This is a genomic window from Nocardioides agri (genome assembly GCF_013778305.1).
GTDB lineage: Bacteria > Actinomycetota > Actinomycetes > Propionibacteriales > Nocardioidaceae > Nocardioides > Nocardioides agri.
This window is the reverse complement of record NZ_JACEIC010000002.1, coordinates 539,769-557,760: the sequence shown is the minus strand read 5'-3', so window position 1 is coordinate 557,760 and position 17,992 is coordinate 539,769. Positions and strand designations below refer to the sequence as shown.

Here is a 17,992-nt window from a genome sequence, read left to right as displayed (position 1 = left end):
GAACGAATCGATGGTCTTGAGAACGAGGGCCCGCGGACGGGCAACCGCACAAGAGTATCGGACCACCCGGCCGAGGCGAAAATCCGGATGACTGCCACTAGCCTGTGGCACTCATCTCCCGGCGGACCGCCGGCGCACGACGACAGGTCTCACCGAGAAGTCTCCCCGAGAAGTCTGCACAGCGAGGACGGCGATGGAAACTCCGCGCAGCGGCGTCATCACGCTCGAGGTCGTGCTGCGGTTCGTGGACCTGGCCACCGACGCGCTCGCCGCGGCCCGCGAGGAGATCGACGCGCTCAACGTCTACCCGGTGCCCGACGGCGACACCGGCACGAACATGTACCTCACGGTGACCGCCGGGCGCGACGCGATCCGCGCGGTCGCGGAAGCCGATCCGGACGCCGACGTCGGGGTCGCGCTCGGGGCGTTCGCCCGCGGCGCGCTGCTCGGCGCCCGCGGCAACTCCGGGGTCATCCTCAGCGAGATGCTCGGTGCGATCGCCCGCCGGGTCGCCGAGGCGAGCCCCGACGAGCGCAACGCCCAGGTGATGACGCAGGCGGTGCGGTGCGCGGCCGATGCCAGCTACGCCGCGGTCGGTACGCCGGTCGAGGGCACCATGCTCACCGTGATCCGGGCCGCGGCCGAGGCGGCGGAGGCGCTCGACCCGAGCACCACGCGCGCCCGGGACGTGTTCGTCGCGGCGGCGGCCGGCGCCCGGGAGGCGCTCGCCCACACCCCCGAGCAGCTGCCCGCCCTCGCCCAGGCCGGCGTCATCGACGCCGGCGGGCGCGGCGTCAGCGTGATCCTCGACGCCGCGGAGACCGTGCTGACCGGGCGTCGTCCGGTGCCGGTCACCAGCCCGATCGGCTCGCGCCACATCCCGGTGCCGCAACCCGACCTGGCCGGCGACCTGACGCCCGACGGGCCGGCGTACGAGGTGATGTACCTGCTCGACGCCGAGGACGACGCGATCGGCACGCTGCGTGCGGCGCTGGGCACCCTCGGCGACTCGCTCGTGGTCGTCGGCGGCGACGGCATCTGGAACGTCCACGTCCACGTGGACGACGTCGGCGCCGCGATCGAGGCGGGCATCGAGGCGGGGCGGCCGCACCGCGTCCGCGTCACCCACTTCGCGGAGCAGGTCGCCGAGGCCGGGCCGCGGATGGCGCCGAGCCGCACCGGCCGTCGGGTCGTCGCGGTGGCCGCGGGTCCGGGCCTCGCCGCGCTCTTCGAGGAGGCGGAGGCCGTCGTCGTGCTCGGCGGGCCGGGCCGGCGCGCGTCGGCCGGCGAGCTCCACGAGGCGATCGTCGGGTGCGGGGCCGCCGAGGTCGTCGTGCTGCCCAACGACGCCGACACCGTCCGAGCCGCCGAGATCGCTGCCCGCACCGCGGAGGCCGACCTCGCCGGCGCGATCCGGGTCGCGGTCATCCCGACCCACGCCCAGGTCACCGGACTCGCGGCGGTCGCCGTCCACGAGCCGGGCCGCAACTTCGACCAGGACGTGCTGGAGATGACCGCCACCGCGCGGCACGCCCGCCAGGGCGCCGTCACCGTGGCCGCCAGGCAGGCGATGACGATGGCCGGCCCGTGCGAGCCGGGCGACGCGCTCGGCGTGATCGCCGGCGACTTCGCGGTCGTGGGGAAGGACCTCTACACCGTCGCCACCGAGGTGCTGGACCGGCTGCTGGCCGGTGGCGGCGAGCTGGTCACGATCGTCGCGGGCGAGGAGGACGCCGACGGCTCCCTCGCTACCCGATGCGCGGCATACGTCGAGGACCAGCATCCCGCCGTCGACGTCGTGGTGTACGACGGAGGACAGCCCCGCTACCCGCTGTTGATGTCCGCTGAGTGAAGGCCGTTCGATGATCACGCTCGACTCCCCGGTCGCCACGGTGCTCGGCGACCAGAAGAAGAAGCGCGACGGCATCGTCGAGCGGCTCGGCCTGCGCACGGTCGGCGACCTGCTGCACCACTTCCCGCGGCGCTACATCAAGACCGGCGAGCTCACCCGGCTGGGCCAGCTGCAGGACGGCGAGATGCTGACGTTCTCCGGCCGACTCGGGAAGCCGAGGAAGAACACCTACACCGACCGCCGCACCGGCCGCCCGGCGTACCGCGTCGACACCGTGGTGCACGCCGACGGCGCGGTGCTGCGGATGTCGTTCTTCGCCCAGTCCGACCGGATCGCCGAGTGGAACCTCAACCGGCTCGCCGAGGGCCGCCAGGGGATCTTCCTCGGCAAGGTCGGCAGCTTCCGCGGCGACTGGCAGCTCACCAACCCCCAGATGGTGCTCTTCGGCAGCGGCGGCGAGGACCTCGCCGAGCTCTCGCTGGAGAAGCTGCGCGCCTACTACCCGATCTACCCGCTCACCAAGGGCGTCGACTCGTGGGACATCCAGAAGGCGATCGCGTTCGCGCTGACCGTGGTCGACGAGGTGCCGGACCTCATCCCTGCCGCGGTGTGCGAGGAGTACGACCTGCTCGACGCCCGTCAGGCGCTGGAGTGGATCCACGCGCCCGACGACCACTCCGAGATCAGCAGGGCGCAGCGGCGGTTCCGCTTCGAGGAGGCCCTGGTCACCCAGCTCGTGCTCGCGCGACGTCGCCGTGCGGTGCACGCGCTCGGTGCCCAGGCGCGCACGGGCGGCGGTGGGCTCCTCGAGGCGTTCGACGCGCGGCTGCCCTTCGAGCTCACCGGCGGGCAGCGCGAGATCGGCGCGCAGGTCGAGACCGACCTGGCCCAGCCGCATCCGATGAACCGCCTGCTCCAGGGCGAGGTCGGCTCCGGCAAGACGCTGGTGGCGCTCCGGGCGATGCTGCGCGTCGTCGACTCGGGCGGCCAGGCGGCGCTGCTGGCGCCGACCGAGGTGCTCGCCCAGCAGCACCACCGCTCGATCACCGCGATGCTCGGCGACCTCGCCGCCGGCGGGATGCTCGGCGGCGCGGCCGACGCCACCAACGTCGAGCTGCTCACCGGCTCGATGACCAAGGCGCAGCGCACCGAGCCGATGTCGCGGCTGGCGACCGGCGAGGCCGGGATCGTCGTCGGCACCCACGCGCTGCTCGAGGAGAAGGTGATCTTCGCCGACCTCGGGCTGGTCGTCGTCGACGAGCAGCACCGCTTCGGCGTCGAGCAGCGCGCGGCGCTCACCGACAAGGCCGGCAGCCCGCCGCACGTGCTGGTGATGACCGCGACCCCGATCCCGCGGACGGTCGCGATGACGGTCTTCGGCGACCTCGAGACCTCGACGCTCACCGAGCTCCCGGCCGGCCGCGCGCCGATCCAGACCAACGTCGTGCCGCTGGCCGAGCACCCCGGCTGGCTCGGCCGGGTCTGGGAGCGGGTGCGCGAGGAGGTCGAGAAGGGCCACCAGGCCTACGTCGTGTGCCCGCGGATCACCGGCGACGAGCAGGAGCAGGGGGAGTCCGACCAGCTCGACCTCGACGAGGACGGCAACACGGTCGCCCCCGGACAGCCGGCCGGCGGGCTCTCGGCGGTGGAGGAGGTCGCGGCCCTGCTGGCCGAGGGGCCGCTCGCGGGGCTCCGGGTCGAGCGCCTGCACGGCAAGCTGCCGCCCGACGAGAAGGACCGGGTGATGCGGGCGTTCGCCGCCGGTGACATCGACGTGCTCGTGTCGACGACCGTCATCGAGGTCGGCGTCGACGTCGCCAACGCGACCGCGATGGTGCTGCTCGACGCCGACCGGTTCGGCGTCTCCCAGCTCCACCAGCTCCGCGGCCGGGTCGGCCGGGGCGGCCACCCCGGCCTCTGCCTGCTGGTCTCCCGGGCGGAGGCCGGCTCGCCCGCCCGCGACCGGCTCGACGCCGTCCAGGCCACCACCGACGGCTTCGAGCTCAGCCGCGTCGACCTCGAGCAGCGGCGTGAGGGCGACGTTCTCGGCAAATCGCAGTCGGGATACCGCTCCGGGCTGCACAATCTGCGCGTGCTGCGCGACGAGAAGACGATCGTGGAGGCCCGGCGGGCCGCCGGCGAGCTGCTGGACGCCGACGCCGACCTCCGCGACGCCCCGCAACTGGCCCGCGAGGTCGCCGACCTCGAGGCGTCCGTCCGGTCCGAGTACATGGACAAGTCATGACGCGGATCATCGGCGGCGCGGCCGGCGGGCGACGGCTCGCGACCCCGCGGGGCGCGGCCACGCGGCCCACGAGCGACCGGGTGCGCGAGGCGCTCTTCTCGGCGGTCGAGTCGTGGTGCGGCTCGCTGCACGGGCTCCGCTTCCTCGACCTGTACGCCGGGTCGGGCGCGGTCGGCCTCGAGGCCTGGTCCCGCGGCGCCGGTGTCGTCACGCTCGTCGAGTCCGACCGGCGCACCGCGGCGCTGATCGCCGACAACGCCCGCGCCATCGGCTTCCCGAAGGCCAACGCCATCGCCGCGAGCGTCGCCGCGACGCTGCGCAAGTCGCCGAGCGCGCCGTACGACGTCGCGTTCCTCGACCCGCCCTACCCGCTGGGGGAGGACGACCTCGCCGACGACCTGGCCGCCCTGGCCGGCCACGGCTGGCTGGTGCCGGGCGCGCTCGTGGTCGTCGAGCGCTCCGCGCGCAGCCCCGAGCCCACCTGGCCCGACGGGTTCACCGACGTCCGCGCCAAGCGCTACGGCGAGACCACGCTCTGGTACGCCGAGGCGGTATCTTCCACGCCATGACCCGCGCCGTGTGCCCCGGATCGTTCGACCCGGTGACCAACGGTCACCTCGACATCATCCGGCGGGCCGCCGCGATCTTCGACGAGCTGGTCGTCGCGACCGGCACGAACCCCTCGAAGTCGCGGCTGTTCGATCCCGACGAGCGGCTGGAGATGCTGCGCGAGGTGTGCGCGGACCTGCCCAACGTCACCGTGAGCGGCTTCACGGGCCTCATCGTGGACTTCTGCCGCGAGATCGGCGCCCAGGCCATCGTCAAGGGCCTGCGGGGCGGCAACGACTACGAGTACGAGCTGCCGATGGCGCAGATGAACAGCCACCTGACCGGCGTGGAGACCGTGTTCCTCACCACGCACGCGTCGTGGGGCTACGTCTCGTCGAGCCTGGTCAAGGAGGTCGCGAGCCTCGGCGGCGACGTCTCCGCGCTCGTGCCGGACACCGTCCACGGCCGGCTGGTCGAGCGGGTCGCCGGTCGGCGGTAGTCCGCTTTTGCCCGTGTCCGGGACGGACCGGTACGATTCACGTCGATCTGTTTGTGCCTGGAACTGGAAGTAGAAACCTGAGCAGCCTGGACCCGAGAGCGCCGCTCGTGCTCGACACCCGCGAGCTCGGCCGCCGCCCGGGGTCCCAGCACCAGGTGACGCTGACGGTTCCAGCACCGGCAGATCTGGGCATCGAAGTCCTCCGTGTCCCGGAAGGTTCGCAGGTCGAGCTCGACCTGCGGCTGGAAGCGGTCATGGAGGGGGTGCTGGTGACGGGCACGGCTGCGGTCGAGCTCGTCGGTGAGTGCGCACGGTGCCTGGACGAGATCTCCGACGAGTCGGTGGTCGACCTCCAGGAGCTGTTCGTCTACGAGGACCAGCGCCACCCCTCCGAGGAGGACGACGAGGTCAGCACGCTCAAGGGAGACCTGGTCGACCTCGAGCCCCTGCTGCGGGACGCGGTGGTGCTCGCACTACCGTTCCAGCCGCTGTGCGAGGACGACTGTCCCGGGATGTGCCCCGACTGCGGGGCGCGGCTCAAGGACGACCCGGACCACGCGCACGATGCGCCGATCGACCCGCGATGGGCGGGGCTGACGGCCCTCCAGCACGACGAGCAAGACCGAGACTGACCGGATCCCCCGGTCCTGGTAGAGGAGATAACAGTGGCTGTCCCGAAGCGGAAGATGTCGCGCAGCAACACGCGTCACCGTCGCTCGGCCTGGAAGGCCGTGGCGCCCCAGCTGGTGACCTGCGCGAACCCCGCCTGCGGTGCCAAGCACCTCCCGCACCGTGCGTGCGGCGAGTGCGGTCAGTACGGCGCGCGCGCCGACCGTCGTCAGGTCCTCTGACCGGTCCGGTCCGCTGACCAACTACGCGGCGCTGCGAGCAGCGCTCGGGGACCCCGACCTGGACCCCGAGCTGCTCGAGCGCGCGCTCACGCACCGTTCCTTCGCCTACGAGAACGGTGGCCTCCCCACGAACGAGCGGCTGGAGTTCCTCGGTGACTCCGTCCTCGGCGTGGTGGTGACCGAGACGCTCTACCGCGCCCACCCGACCCTCTCCGAGGGCCGGCTGGCCAAGCTGCGTGCCGCGGTCGTCAACGCCCGCGCGCTGGCCGAAGTCGGCCGCGCCATCGGCGTCGGCGAGCACGTCAAGCTCGGCCGCGGCGAGGAGAGCACCGGTGGTCGCGAGAAGGCCTCGATCCTCTCCGACACCGTCGAGGCCGTCATCGGCGCCGTGCACCTCAGCGGCGGCTTCGCGGCCTCCGACCCCGTCGTCCACCGGCTCTTCGACCCGGTGATCGACGCCGCCTCCGCGCTCGGCGCGGGGCTGGACTGGAAGACCTCCCTCCAGGAGCTCTCCGCCGAGCACGGCCTCGGCGTCCCCGAGTACGTCATCGCGGACGAGGGCCCCGACCACATGAAGACCTTCACCGCCCAGGTGCGCGTCGGCGACAAGCTCTACGGCAACGGCGTGGGCCGGTCGAAGAAGGAGGCCGAGCAGGCCTCCGCCGAGACGGCGTACGGCGAGATCGCCGCGGAGCTCGGCGTCGTCGACGTCGCGGTCGGCGCCGCGGTCGAGGCCGCGGTCGACGCCGCGCGCCGGGACTGACCGACGCTCGTGCCCGAGCTGCCGGAGGTCGAGGTCGTCCGTGCCGGCATCGAGCGGCACGTCGTCGGCGCGACGATCACCCGCGTCGACGTCCTCCACCCGCGTCCCGTGCGGCGCGACCTGCGCGGCCCGGCCGGGTTCGCCGCCGCGCTCACCGGCCGCCGGATCGAGGCGGCCCGCCGCCGGGGCAAGTACCTCTGGCTCCCGCTCGACAACGGCGACGCGCTGCTCGGCCACCTCGGCATGAGCGGGCAGGTGCTCGTGCAGCCGCCGGACGCCCCCGACGAGCGGCACCTCCGGGTCCGGTTCACCCTCGACGGGGCCGCGGAGGGCCGCGAGATGCGCTTCGTCGACCAGCGGATGTTCGGCGGACTCTCGGTCTCCGAGGGTGGCGCCGACCTGCCGCCCGAGATCGCGCACATCGCCCGCGACCCGCTCGACCCCGAGTTCGACGAGGACGCGTTCGTCCGCAAGGTCCGCAAGCGCAGCTCGGGGGTCAAGCGGCAGCTGCTGGACCAGGCCCTGGTCTCCGGGGTCGGCAACATCTACGCCGACGAGGCGCTCTGGCGCGCCCGGGTCCACGGCGAGCGACCGGGGGACCGGCTCACCGCCGCACAGGTGCGCACGCTGCTCGGCCACGCCCGCGACGTCATGGTGGCCGCGCTCGGCCAGGGCGGCACGTCGTTCGACGCGCTCTACGTCAACGTCAACGGCGAGTCCGGCTACTTCGACCGCTCCCTGCACGCCTACGGGCGCGAGGGCGAGCCGTGCGAGCGGTGCGGCACCCCGATCCGCCGGGTGGCGTTCATGAACCGCTCGTCCTACTTCTGCCCGGTCTGCCAGCCGGCGCCGCGGCGGCGCCGTACGGCACCGCCGGCAGGAACGGTGCCGTCACCGGATTGACCCGCGGGCGCTGCGGTGGGACTCTTGAAGACGGCCCGCCACCGCGGACCCCCGCCACACCCTGGAAGGCTCTTCTATGGCCAAGGCGCTGATCGGATACATGAACAGCGACCTGCGGACCCCCGCCCGACTCGTGACCGACAATGCTCGGTTGCGCGCGCGCGTGGGCGAGCTGGAGGCGCTGGTCCTGCGCCTCACCGAGGAGAACGACAAGCTGGCCGCCGAGGCCGCACGCCTGCTCGACATCGAGGCCGTCTCGATGCAGGAGCAGGAGATGCAGCCCGCCTGACCCGGGCGTCAATCGGTTCGCACGTCGTGCCCTCGAGCGACTAGCCTCGCTCCCTTGTGAGCAGCCTGGTCGAGATCGTCGCGCCGGCGCGCCTCGGCCACGGGTTCCGGTGGCTGATCGCGTCGTCGTGGGTGTCCAACCTCGGCGACGGCATCGCGGCGGCCGCCGGGCCGCTGCTGGTCGCGTCGCTGACCCACGACCCGGGCCTGGTGGCGCTCGCGGCGCTGCTCCAGTGGCTGCCGCCGCTGGTCTTCGGGCTGTACGCCGGAGCGCTCGCCGACCGCCTCGACCGCCGGCTGATCATCGTCACCGTCGACCTGCTGCGCGCGCTCGTCCTCGTGCTGCTGACGATGGCGATCGCCACCGACCTCGCCTCGATCACGCTCGTGCTCGTGGCGATGTTCCTGCTCGGCACGGCCGAGGTCTTCGCGGACAACACGACCGCGACGCTGATGCCGATGCTGGTTGCGCGTGACGACCTCGCGATCGCGAACGCGCGGCTGACCACCGGCTTCATCACGGTCAACCAGCTCGCCGGCCCGCCGATCGGGGCGGCGCTCTTCGCCGCGGGCCACGCGGTGCCGTTCGCGGCCCAGGCGAGCGTCGTCGCGCTCGGTGCGGTGCTGGTCCTGCGGGTCGCGCTGCCGCCGCACGGTCGTGAGTCGGGGACCGTCACCACGATCAGCCACGATGTGGCCGAGGCGTTCCGGTGGGTGCTGCACCACGCCGCCGTACGCACCCTGGTGCTGACGATCTTCGTCTTCAACATCACCTTCGGCGCCGCGTGGTCGGTGCTCGTGCTCTACGCGACGCAGCGGCTGGGGCTCGGCCCGATCGGCTTCGGCCTGCTCACCACGATCTCCGCGGTGGGCGGGATCTGCGGCACGCTCGGCTACGGCTGGCTGACCCGGCGCGTCAGCCTGGGGAACCTCATGCGCGTCGGCCTGGTCTTCGAGACCTGCACGATGCTCTCGCTCGCGCTGACGACCTCGAAGTGGGTCGCGTTCGCGATCTTCTTCGTGTTCGGTGCGCACGCCTTCATCTGGGGCACCACCTCGCTGACGATCCGGCAGCGCGCCGTCCCCGCCGAGCTGCAGGGCCGGGTCGGCAGCGTCAACCTGGTCGGCGTCTTCGGCGGCCTGGTCGTCGGCTCCGGCGTCGGCGGCCTGATCGCCCGGGAGTGGGGCGTGACCGCGCCGTTCTGGTTCGCGTTCGTCGGCTCGGCGCTCTTCGTCGTGCTCATCTGGCGCCAGCTCGTCCACATCGCCCATGCCGACGAGGCGGACGCGCCCGCCCCCGCCTGACCCTGCCGACCGGCGACGGCGACGACCTCGAGTTCGGGATCCGGGTGCTGGTCGCCGGTCCGGCCGCCGTGTCGGACAAGTACCGCTGATTCCACGGATCGGGGGAGTGGCCCGGTATCGTGTGGCCCGCTGAGCTTCCCCCAAGGCTTGCTGCGAAGATGCTGACCTCGTCCTCAGTCCGACGACCGCACTGATGCTGGGAGCCTCACGTTGTACCTGAAGAGCCTGACCCTCAAGGGATTCAAGTCCTTCGCGTCAGCGACGACGCTCCAGCTCGAGCCGGGGATCACGTGCATCGTGGGTCCCAACGGCTCCGGCAAGTCCAACGTCGTCGACGCCCTCGCCTGGGTCATGGGCGAGCAGGGCGCCAAGTCGCTGCGCGGCGGCAAGATGGAGGACGTCATCTTCGCCGGTACGTCGGGCCGGCCGCCGCTCGGCCGCGCCGAGGTGGTGCTGACGATCGACAACTCCGACGGGGCGCTGCCGATCGAGTACTCCGAGGTCACGATCAGCCGCACGATGTTCCGCAGCGGCGGGTCGGAGTACGCCATCAACGGCAACCCGTGCCGCCTGCTCGACGTCCAGGAGCTGCTGAGCGACTCGGGCATCGGCCGCGAGATGCACGTCATCGTCGGCCAGGGCCAGCTCGACACGATCCTGCACGCCACCCCCGAGGACCGCCGCGGCTTCATCGAGGAGGCCGCCGGCGTCCTCAAGCACCGCAAGCGCAAGGAGAAGGCGCTCCGCAAGCTCGACTCCACCGAGGGCAACCTGACCCGCCTCAACGACCTGCTCGTCGAGATCCGACGCCAGCTCAAGCCGCTGGGCCGGCAGGCGGAGGTGGCCCGCCGGGCCGCGACCGTGCAGGCCGACGTGCGCGACGCGCGGGCCCGACTGCTCGCCGACGACCTGGTCGTCGCGCGCACCGCGCTCCAGCAGGAGATGGCCGACGAGTCGATCCTGGTCGCCCGCCGCGAGCAGGTCGAGGGCGAGATCGCCACCCTGCGCGACAACGAGGCGGCGCTCGAGGCCGCGCTGCGCGAGGACCTGCCCGCGCTCGCGCAGGCGCAGGAGACGTGGTTCGCGCTCTCCGGGCTGCGGGAGCGGCTGCGCGGCACCCAGTCGCTGGCCGCGGAGCGGATCCGCAACGCCGCCGGCACCGCGGAGGTCGAGGAGCGCACCGGCCGCGACCCCGAGGCGCTCGAGGCCGAGGCCGAGCAGGCCCGCGAGCAGGAGCGCCGGATCGCCGCCGAGGTCGAGGCGCACCGCACGGCGCTCGAGGAGGCGGTGAGCGCACGTCGTACCGCCGAGGACGCCGCCGCCGAGGAGGACCGCAGGATCGCGGCGCTCCAGCGCGCGTCCGCCGACCGCCGCGAGGGCCTGGCCCGGCTGCACGGTCAGGTCAACGTGCTCAAGTCCCGCGCCGCCTCCGCCGACGAGGAGGTCGGCCGGCTGACCCTCGCCCGCGAGGAGGCCGTCGCCCGCGCCGACCGCGCCCAGCGCGACTTCACCGCGCTGGAGACGAAGGTCGCCGGCCTCGACGCCGGCGAGGAGGGCCTCGACGCCGAGCACGAGGCCGCCACCCACGCGCTCGACGACATCGAGGAGCGGCTCGCCAAGGCCCGCGACGAGGCCCAGCAGGCCGACCGCGACCGCGGCGCGCTCGCGGCCCGCAAGGACGCCCTCGAGCTCGGCCTCAACCGCAAGGACGGCGCCGGCGCCCTGCTGGCCGCCAGCGACGAGGTCTCCGGCCTGCTCGGCTCGGTCGCCGCCCTCCTGACTGTCCGGAGCGGCTTCGAGACCGCGGTCGCCCAGGCGCTCGGCACGGCCGCCGACGCCGTCGCCGTCCGCGACGGCGACGCCGCGATCGAGGCCATCGGCCACCTCAGGAGCGCCGACCTCGGCCGTGCCGGGCTGCTGCTCGGCGGCGCGCCGGAGCCCGACCGCGACTGGCCCGCCCTCCCCGCCGGAGCGACGTACGCCGTCGACGCGGTCGAGTGCCCCGCCGACGTGCGCCCCGCGCTGACCCGGCTGCTCGCCCGGGTCGCGGTCGTCGACGACCTCGACGCCGCCCGGTCGCTGGTCGCCGCCCTGCCGGAGGCCGTCGCGGTGACCCGCGACGGCGACCTGATCGGCAGCCACTTCGCGTCCGGCGGCTCCAGCAGCCAGCCGAGCCTCATCGAGATCCAGGCCGCCGTCGACGAGGCCGCCCAGCAGCTCTCCGAGGCGGTCGCCGCCTCCGAGCGGCTCGGCTTCGAGATGTCGCGCCTCGAGAGCGACCGGCTCGCCGCGCAGCAGCGCGTCGACGTCGCCCTGGCGAAGCTGCACGAGTCCGACGCCACGCTCGCCGCGGTCGCCGAGGAGCTCGGCCAGTACGGCTCCCAGGCCCGCGCCGCCCGCGGCGAGGCCGAGCGGCTCGCCCAGGCCATCGAGAAGGCCGAGGAGGCGCGCACCCAGGCCGTCGCCGGCCTCGCCGACCTCGAGGCCCGGCTCGCCTCCGCCGAGGCGGCGCCGGAGACCGAGCCCGACACCACCGCCCGCGAGGAGCTCGTCGAGGCGGCGCGCACCGCCCGCCAGGGCGAGATGGACGCCCGGCTGGCGCTGCGCACGTCCGAGGAGCGCGCCCGGGCCGTCCACGGCCGCGCCGACGCCCTGCTGCGCGCCGCCGCGAAGGAGCGCGAGGCCCGCACGCTGGCAGCGGAGCGCCGTGAGCGGCTGGCTCGGGAGGGCCGGGCCGCCGAGGCGGTCAGCGTCGCCGTCGGCTTCGTGCTGCAGCGGCTCGAGGTCTCCGTCCACCGCGCGGCGGAGGCCCGCGCCGCCGTCGAGCAGTCCCGCATCGGGCGGGAGCAGCAGCTCCGCGAGGTCCGCGCCACGCTGCGCGAGCTCGGCAAGGAGCACGACGAGCTGGTCAACTCCGTCCACCGTGACGAGCTCGCCCGCTCCCAGCAGAAGATGCGCATCGAGCAGCTCGAGGAGCGCGCGCTCGAGGAGCTCGGCCTCGACGCCGACGGCCTCGTCGCCGACTACGGGCCCGAGCAGCTCGTGCCCCAGCACCCGGTCGAGGCCGAGGACGGCGAGGGCACGGTGACGCCCGAGCCGGTGCCCTACGTGCGCGAGGAGCAGCAGAAGCGGCTCAAGATCGCCGAGCGCGCGCTGCGCGAGCTCGGCCGGGTCAACCCGCTCGCGCTCGAGGAGTTCTCGGCGATGGAGGAGCGGCACAAGTTCCTCACCGAGCAGCTCGAGGACCTCAAGAAGACCCGCAAGGACCTCCTCGACATCGTCCGCGAGGTCGACCAGCGTGTCGAGCAGGTCTTCACCGAGGCGTACGCCGACGTCAGCAAGGCCTTCGACCAGACCTTCGCGCGGCTCTTCCCGGGTGGCGAGGGCCGGCTGGTGCTGACGGCTCCCGACGACATGCTCAACACCGGCGTCGAGGTCGAGGCCCGCCCGCCGGGCAAGAAGGTGAAGCGACTCTCGCTGCTCTCCGGCGGCGAGCGGTCGCTGGTCGCGGTCGCGTTCCTGGTCGCGCTCTTCAAGGCCCGCCCCTCGCCGTTCTACATCCTCGACGAGGTCGAGGCCGCGCTCGACGACACCAACCTGGGTCGCCTGCTGGAGATCTACGAGGAGCTGCGGGAGAACTCCCAGCTGCTCGTCATCACCCACCAGAAGCGGACCATGGAGGTCGGTGACGCCCTCTACGGCGTGACGATGCGGGGCGACGGGGTCTCCGCGGTGATCAGCCAGCGGCTGCGCGACGCCGAGTCGGCGTAGTGGCCGACCGTCCCACGCGGGCCGACTACGTCGCCTGGCGGACCGTCACCACCCGCTGGCGCGACGACGACGCCTACGGCCACCTCAACAACGCGACCTACTACGAGCTGTTCGACACCGCGGTCAACGCACACCTCTACGAGGCCACGGGCGTCGACATCCGGGCGTTGCCGCAGATCGGCGTGGTCGCCGAGACCGGGTGCCGCTACTTCCGCGAGCTCGGCTTCCCCGCGCCCATCGAGACCGGGCTGGTCGTCGACAAGGTGGGCACGTCGAGCATCGTCTACCGGATCGGTCTCTTCCAGGGGGAGGGCGACGAGGCGGCGGCGGAGGGACGGTTCGTGCACGTCTACGTCGACAACACCGACCCGGCGCGGCCGGCCACGCCGATGCCCGACGTGATCCGCGCCGCAGTCGAGCCGCTCCTGCGCGCCTGAGTCGTCTGCTCACCGGCCGTGTGGCACGGTGAGGGAGCGGGTACGCGTCTGGCGTCCGCATTCTCGGGAGGTACGCCGTGGTCGCAGTCGTTGTCGTGATGGTCCTGATCCTGCTCGTGGCCGGTGTGGTGGCGGTCTACGTCGCCTATCCGCACCGGGGCGAGGACGTGCCCGCCGTGCCTTGGGTCGGCGACGCCATGGCGAAGGCGGCCGACGCGATGCCGGTGCTGGACGACGACGACGAGGTCGAGTTCCGGCTCCAGGGTGCCGAGGAGTCACAGCACCTCCGCTGACCGGAGCGTCGGCCGGCTCTGATTGGATTGAGCCATGAACTCGACGGTGTTCCTGGTCGTAGTGATCGCCCTGGTGGCGGTCGCACTCATCGCGCTCGTCGTCGGGCTGACGGTCTCCAGCCGGCGCAGGTCGGCGCCGCCCGCGGCGCCGGCCCCGGAGGCCACCGTGCCGCCGCCGATCGCGGAGACCCCGGTCGAGGCCGAGGCGCCGGACCTGCCGTCCGCGCCGACGCTGGAGAGGCCCGAGGGCACCGCGTCGCGCCTGGTGCGCCTGCGCCAGCGGCTCGCCGGCTCTCAGAGCGGCCTGGGCCGCGGCCTGCTCGCCCTGCTCTCCCGCGATCGCCTCGACGAGGACACCTGGGAGGCGATCGAGGACACCCTGCTGACCGCTGACGTCGGCGTCGCGCCCACGCAGGAGCTCGTCGGGCGGCTGCGCACCCGCCTGCGGGTCGAGGGCTCCACGGAGGACCCACGGGCCGTGCTGCGCGAGGAGCTGCTCACCCTGGTCGACGCCGGGATGGACCGTCGCCTCCAGGTGAGCGGCGACGACGGCAAGCCGGGCGTGGTCCTGGTGGTCGGCGTCAACGGCGCCGGCAAGACCACCACGGTCGGCAAGATCTCGCGGATCCTCGTCGCCGAGGAGCACAGCGTCGTCCTCGGCGCCGCCGACACGTTCCGCGCCGCCGCCGTCGAGCAGCTCGCCACCTGGGGGGAGCGGGTCGGCGTCGACGTCGTGCGCGGCCCCGAGGGCACCGACCCCGCCAGCGTCGCGTTCGAGGCGGTCAAGGAGGGGATCGACACCGGCGCCGACACCGTCATCGTCGACACCGCTGGACGGCTCCAGAACAAGGCCGGCCTCATGGACGAGCTCGGCAAGGTCAAGCGGGTGATCGAGAAGCAGGCGCCGGTCACCGAGGTGCTGCTCGTGCTCGACGCGACGACCGGTCAGAACGGGCTGATCCAGGCGCGGGTCTTCAGCGAGGTCGTCGACGTCACCGGCATCGTGCTCACCAAGCTGGACGGCTCCGCCAAGGGCGGCATCGTCGTCCAGGTGCAGCGCGAGCTCGGCGTACCCGTCAAGCTGGTCGGGCTCGGCGAGGGTGCCGACGACCTGGCGCCGTTCGAGCCCGCGGCGTTCGTCGACGCGCTGCTGGGGTAGCGCCCGTCAGGGCGCGCGGTGCTCGTCCGGGTGCAGGACCGGCGGCTGGGACTCACGGGTGAGGCCGCGCTCGCGGTTGATGGTCTCCGCCTCGCGCAGCGCGACGGTGCGCGCGAGGTCGGTGTAGCGACGGTCGACCTGCTGGAAGCGCTGGAAGACGTTGAACGTGACCGCCATGAACGCGACCACGGTGGCGTAGAGCACCAGGTCGGTGCCGCGACCCACCCCCAGGGCGACGGCGAGCTCGTTGACCTGCTCGGGTCGCAGGACGGCGTAGACGTTGGCGATCGCGAACAGCACGATCGCGATCCGCTTGCCGGCCTGGACGTGGATGGTCGGTGAGCGGCGGACGCCGATGAAGACGACCAGCAGCACCGACGCGATGAGGAGTACTTGGATCGGCATGGGCTCAGCCCTTCCGTTGCCGCAGGGAGAGGTCGAACAGGATGTTGACGCCGTTGATCAGCGACTGGCCCTTGCTGCGGGAGTAGTCGGTGTAGTCGATCGTCACCGGGACCTCCCGGACCCGCCAGGCGGAGTGGCTCAGGTGCTGCACGATCTCGGAGGCGTGGGCCATGCCGTTCATCGTGATCCGCAGATCGTCGGCCACCGGCCGGGTCAGCACGCGGAGGCCGTTGTGCGCATCGGTCAGCTTCAGCCGCCGGCTCGACGGGCTGGTGAGCGCCGCGGCCCGGAGCACGACCCGCTTGAGGCGCGGCACCTGCTGCTCGCCCGCGCCGCTGCCGAACCGCGTCCCGAGCACGACGTCGGCCTCCCCGCTGCGAGCCACGGCGATCATCGCCTCGGCGTCCGACGTGCGGTGCTGCCCGTCGGCGTCGAACGTCACGAAGTACGCCGCTCCGGGCTGCGAGCGGGCGTAGGCGAGGCCGGTCTCGAGCGAGGCGCCCTGGCCGAGGTTGACCGGGTGCCGCACGAGGTGCGCGCGGGTGACGGCGATCTCCTCGATCGAGCCGTCCGAGCTGCCGTCGTCGACGCAGACCACGTTCGGGAAGACGGTGAGCACGTGCTCGATGACCGCCCGGACGACGGGTGCCTCGTTGTAGACGGGGATCACGATCCACACGTCGTCGTACTGATGGTGAACCACGGAGATCCCTCGTAACCGGCGTCAGTGCCCGCGCATCATATCTGCCGCCCGGCCCGGGCCCGACCGTCGACGTCTGCGGACGACCACCGTCGAGAAACGTGGTCGTAACACAGCGGCGGCACTCGTTTCCTGACCGCAACATGCGGCGGCGCGGGGGGAAACGTCGGGCGTCGAAGGTGATCCGCAATGGGGCGGGCTCAGCGGCCGACAGCGCAGTCGACGGGTGACCGCCCTCCCGAGATGTGATCCCTGGAGGTTCCGTGGACGGCTACTACGCCTTCATGCTCGTGGCGACAGCCCTCGTCCTGATGATGACCGTGCCGGCACTGGCGCTCTTCTACGGCGGCATGAGCCGCTCGAAGTCCGTGCTGAACATGATGATGATGTCCTACGTCGCGTTCGCGGTCGCGGCCATCGTCTTCGTGCTGTGGGGCTGGTCGATGGGATGGGGCGGGGACGGCGCCGGCAACCTGAACGGCAAGCTGATCGCCAACCCGTTCACCATGTTCGGCCTCGACGGGGTCTCGAACGCCAACCTGATCTACGTCCTCTTCCAGCTCACGTTCGCGGCGATCACGGTGGCGCTGATCTCCGGCGCCATCGCCGACCGCGTGAAGCTGTCGTCGTGGATCGTGTTCGTGCCGCTGTGGCTCACCGCGTGCTACTTCCCGGTCGCGCACAACGTGTGGGGCGGCGGCTGGCTCGCGGAGAAGCTGTCCACCGGCTCGTCCTTCCCGCAGGACTACGCCGGCGGCACGGTCGTGCACATCAACGCCGGTATCGCGGGCCTGGTGCTGGCGCTGGTGATCGGCAAGCGCGTCGGCTTCGGCAAGGAGCCGATGCGGCCGCACAACCTGACGCTCACCATGATCGGCGCCGGTCTCCTGTGGTTCGGCTGGTACGGCTTCAACGTCGGCTCGATCGTGTTCTCCCCCGACTCGCTCGCCGACCCGGCCGCGTTCTCCGCCCAGTTCCAGGGTGAGACCGGCTGGACCTTCCTCAACACCACGCTCGCCACCTGTGCCGCGATGCTCGCCTGGCTGCTGATGGAGCGCGTCCTGCACGGCAAGGCGACGTCGCTGGGCGCCGCCTCCGGCATCGTCGCCGGCCTGGTGGCCATCACCCCCGCGGCCGGTGCCGTCGACCTCGTCGGCGCGCTCGCCGTCGGTGCGATCGCCGGCCTGGCCTGTGCCTGGGCGGTGGGCCTGAAGTACAAGATCGGCATGGACGACTCGCTCGACGTCGTCGGCGTGCACCTGGTCGGCGGTCTCGTCGGCACGCTGCTCATCGGCTTCCTCTCGACCTCCGAGGGCACGGGCGGCATCAACGGCCTGTTCTACGGGGGCGGCTGGGCCTCGCTCGGGGACCAGTTCCTCGCCGCGCTCTTCACGCTGGTGTGGACCGGTGTCCTGACGACCGTCATCGCCTTCGCCATCAGGTTCACGATCGGCTGGCGCGTCGCCGAGGAGGCCGAGGTCGACGGCATCGACAGCGACCAGCACGGCGAGTCGGCGTACGACCTGCACAGCGGCCTGGGTGCCGGCAGCAGCACTCCTGCGGCGTCGGTCCTGGCCAAGAGCACCGTCTCCGAAGGGGTGAACGCATGAAGCTCGTGACCGCGGTGATCAAGCCGCACAAGTGGGAGGACGTCCGCGAGGCGCTCGAGACCTTCGGCGTCACCGGCATGACCGTCAGCGAGGTCAGCGGCTACGGCCGCCAGAAGGGCCACACCGAGGTCTACCGGGGTGCCGAGTACGACATCGCTCTGGTGCCGAAGATCCGGATCGAGATCGTCGTCGACGACAGCGACGCCGAGGACGTGGTCGGGATCGTGGTGAAGACCGCGCAGACCGGCCGCATCGGCGACGGCAAGGTGTGGGTGAGCTCGATCGACACCGTGGTGCGGGTGCGCACCGGCGACCGCGACTCGGCCGCGATCTGACCGCCCAGCCCCGGCCCGGCTCCCGCT

General features: G+C 72.6%; 18 protein-coding genes. 16 read left to right on the top strand and 2 right to left on the bottom strand.

The window, feature by feature from the left end:
• Positions 1-193: 193 nt before the first annotated feature.
• The 14 genes from HZF07_RS07165 to ftsY all read left to right on the top strand — a co-directional run bounded on the left by HZF07_RS07165 (position 194) and on the right by ftsY (position 14,915).
• Positions 194-1,852 carry a DAK2 domain-containing protein gene (locus HZF07_RS07165; RefSeq protein ID WP_157340499.1) on the top strand — a complete coding sequence of 553 codons (1,659 nt, stop codon included), beginning with the start codon at positions 194-196 and terminating at the stop codon, positions 1,850-1,852.
• Between the two features lie 10 nt (positions 1,853-1,862).
• Positions 1,863-4,097 carry an ATP-dependent DNA helicase RecG gene (locus tag HZF07_RS07160; RefSeq protein ID WP_157340497.1) on the top strand — a complete coding sequence of 745 codons (2,235 nt, stop codon included), beginning with the start codon at positions 1,863-1,865 and terminating at the stop codon, positions 4,095-4,097.
• Positions 4,094-4,666 carry a 16S rRNA (guanine(966)-N(2))-methyltransferase RsmD gene (rsmD, locus tag HZF07_RS07155; protein ID WP_157340496.1) on the top strand — a complete coding sequence of 191 codons (573 nt, stop codon included), beginning with the start codon at positions 4,094-4,096 and terminating at the stop codon, positions 4,664-4,666. Before HZF07_RS07160 ends, rsmD begins: the two co-directional genes overlap by 4 nt.
• Positions 4,663-5,145 (top strand): pantetheine-phosphate adenylyltransferase, encoded by a 483-nt coding sequence (coaD, locus tag HZF07_RS07150; protein WP_157340494.1) that lies wholly within the window; start codon positions 4,663-4,665, stop codon positions 5,143-5,145. Before rsmD ends, coaD begins: the two co-directional genes overlap by 4 nt.
• 107 nt (positions 5,146-5,252) lie before the next feature.
• Positions 5,253-5,777 (top strand): YceD family protein, encoded by a 525-nt coding sequence (locus tag HZF07_RS07145; protein WP_309504632.1) that lies wholly within the window; start codon positions 5,253-5,255, stop codon positions 5,775-5,777.
• A 33-nt stretch (positions 5,778-5,810) separates the two neighbouring features.
• Positions 5,811-5,996 carry a 50S ribosomal protein L32 gene (rpmF, locus tag HZF07_RS07140; RefSeq protein WP_181644900.1) on the top strand — a complete coding sequence of 62 codons (186 nt, stop codon included), beginning with the start codon at positions 5,811-5,813 and terminating at the stop codon, positions 5,994-5,996.
• Entirely contained in the window at positions 5,917-6,759 is an 843-nt protein-coding gene (gene rnc / locus HZF07_RS07135; RefSeq protein WP_181644899.1) for a ribonuclease III, read from the top strand. Before rpmF ends, rnc begins: the two co-directional genes overlap by 80 nt.
• 9 nt (positions 6,760-6,768) lie before the next feature.
• Positions 6,769-7,662, top strand: a complete 894-nt coding sequence (gene mutM, locus HZF07_RS07130) for a bifunctional DNA-formamidopyrimidine glycosylase/DNA-(apurinic or apyrimidinic site) lyase (RefSeq protein ID WP_181644898.1) — start codon at positions 6,769-6,771, stop codon at positions 7,660-7,662.
• Between the two features lie 76 nt (positions 7,663-7,738).
• Positions 7,739-7,951, top strand: coding sequence for a hypothetical protein (locus HZF07_RS07125; protein WP_157340492.1), 213 nt, complete (start codon positions 7,739-7,741; stop codon positions 7,949-7,951).
• A 56-nt stretch (positions 7,952-8,007) separates the two neighbouring features.
• Entirely contained in the window at positions 8,008-9,255 is a 1,248-nt protein-coding gene (locus HZF07_RS07120) for an MFS transporter (protein WP_181644897.1), read from the top strand.
• 210 nt (positions 9,256-9,465) lie between these two features.
• Positions 9,466-13,026, top strand: a complete 3,561-nt coding sequence (smc, locus tag HZF07_RS07115; RefSeq protein WP_157340490.1) for a chromosome segregation protein SMC — start codon at positions 9,466-9,468, stop codon at positions 13,024-13,026.
• Complete coding sequence (locus HZF07_RS07110; RefSeq protein ID WP_181644896.1) at positions 13,026-13,463, top strand: acyl-CoA thioesterase; 438 nt, start codon at positions 13,026-13,028, stop codon at positions 13,461-13,463. Before smc ends, HZF07_RS07110 begins: the two co-directional genes overlap by 1 nt.
• 77 nt (positions 13,464-13,540) lie before the next feature.
• On the top strand, positions 13,541-13,756 hold the full coding sequence (locus tag HZF07_RS07105; RefSeq protein WP_157340488.1) for a hypothetical protein: 216 nt from the start codon (positions 13,541-13,543) through the stop codon (positions 13,754-13,756).
• Positions 13,757-13,790: 34 nt separating this feature from the next.
• Positions 13,791-14,915 carry a signal recognition particle-docking protein FtsY gene (ftsY, locus tag HZF07_RS07100; RefSeq protein ID WP_157340486.1) on the top strand — a complete coding sequence of 375 codons (1,125 nt, stop codon included), beginning with the start codon at positions 13,791-13,793 and terminating at the stop codon, positions 14,913-14,915.
• A gap of 6 nt (positions 14,916-14,921) precedes the next feature.
• On the opposite strand, the gene HZF07_RS07095 is transcribed toward ftsY, so the two are convergent.
• Both HZF07_RS07095 and HZF07_RS07090 read right to left on the bottom strand, forming a co-directional pair.
• A complete protein-coding gene (locus HZF07_RS07095; protein ID WP_157340484.1) occupies positions 14,922-15,320 on the bottom strand; it encodes a DUF2304 domain-containing protein in 399 nt (132 codons plus the stop codon).
• A 4-nt stretch (positions 15,321-15,324) separates the two neighbouring features.
• Positions 15,325-16,023, bottom strand: a complete 699-nt coding sequence (locus HZF07_RS07090; RefSeq protein ID WP_181644895.1) for a glycosyltransferase family 2 protein — start codon at positions 16,021-16,023, stop codon at positions 15,325-15,327.
• 260 nt (positions 16,024-16,283) lie between these two features.
• Between HZF07_RS07090 and HZF07_RS07085 the strand changes: the two genes are divergently transcribed.
• Positions 16,284-17,630 carry an ammonium transporter gene (locus tag HZF07_RS07085; protein ID WP_309504629.1) on the top strand — a complete coding sequence of 449 codons (1,347 nt, stop codon included), beginning with the start codon at positions 16,284-16,286 and terminating at the stop codon, positions 17,628-17,630.
• Positions 17,627-17,965 (top strand): P-II family nitrogen regulator, encoded by a 339-nt coding sequence (locus tag HZF07_RS07080; RefSeq protein WP_157340482.1) that lies wholly within the window; start codon positions 17,627-17,629, stop codon positions 17,963-17,965. Before HZF07_RS07085 ends, HZF07_RS07080 begins: the two co-directional genes overlap by 4 nt.
• The last annotated feature ends 27 nt before the right edge of the window (positions 17,966-17,992 follow it).

What these genes read in the sequence shown, in the direction of transcription:
- HZF07_RS07165 (WP_157340499.1), top strand. Translation starts at nt 194, where the DNA reads ATGGAAACTCCGCGCAGCGGCGTCATCACGCTCGAGGTCGTGCTGCGG.
- HZF07_RS07160 (WP_157340497.1), top strand. Translation starts at nt 1,863, where the DNA reads ATGATCACGCTCGACTCCCCGGTCGCCACGGTGCTCGGCGACCAGAAG.
- rsmD (WP_157340496.1), top strand. Translation starts at nt 4,094, where the DNA reads ATGACGCGGATCATCGGCGGCGCGGCCGGCGGGCGACGGCTCGCGACC.
- coaD (WP_157340494.1), top strand. Translation starts at nt 4,663, where the DNA reads ATGACCCGCGCCGTGTGCCCCGGATCGTTCGACCCGGTGACCAACGGT.
- HZF07_RS07125 (WP_157340492.1), top strand. Translation starts at nt 7,739, where the DNA reads ATGGCCAAGGCGCTGATCGGATACATGAACAGCGACCTGCGGACCCCC.
- ftsY (WP_157340486.1), top strand. Translation starts at nt 13,791, where the DNA reads ATGAACTCGACGGTGTTCCTGGTCGTAGTGATCGCCCTGGTGGCGGTC.
- HZF07_RS07095 (WP_157340484.1), bottom strand. Translation starts at nt 15,320, where the DNA reads ATGCCGATCCAAGTACTCCTCATCGCGTCGGTGCTGCTGGTCGTCTTC.
- HZF07_RS07080 (WP_157340482.1), top strand. Translation starts at nt 17,627, where the DNA reads ATGAAGCTCGTGACCGCGGTGATCAAGCCGCACAAGTGGGAGGACGTC.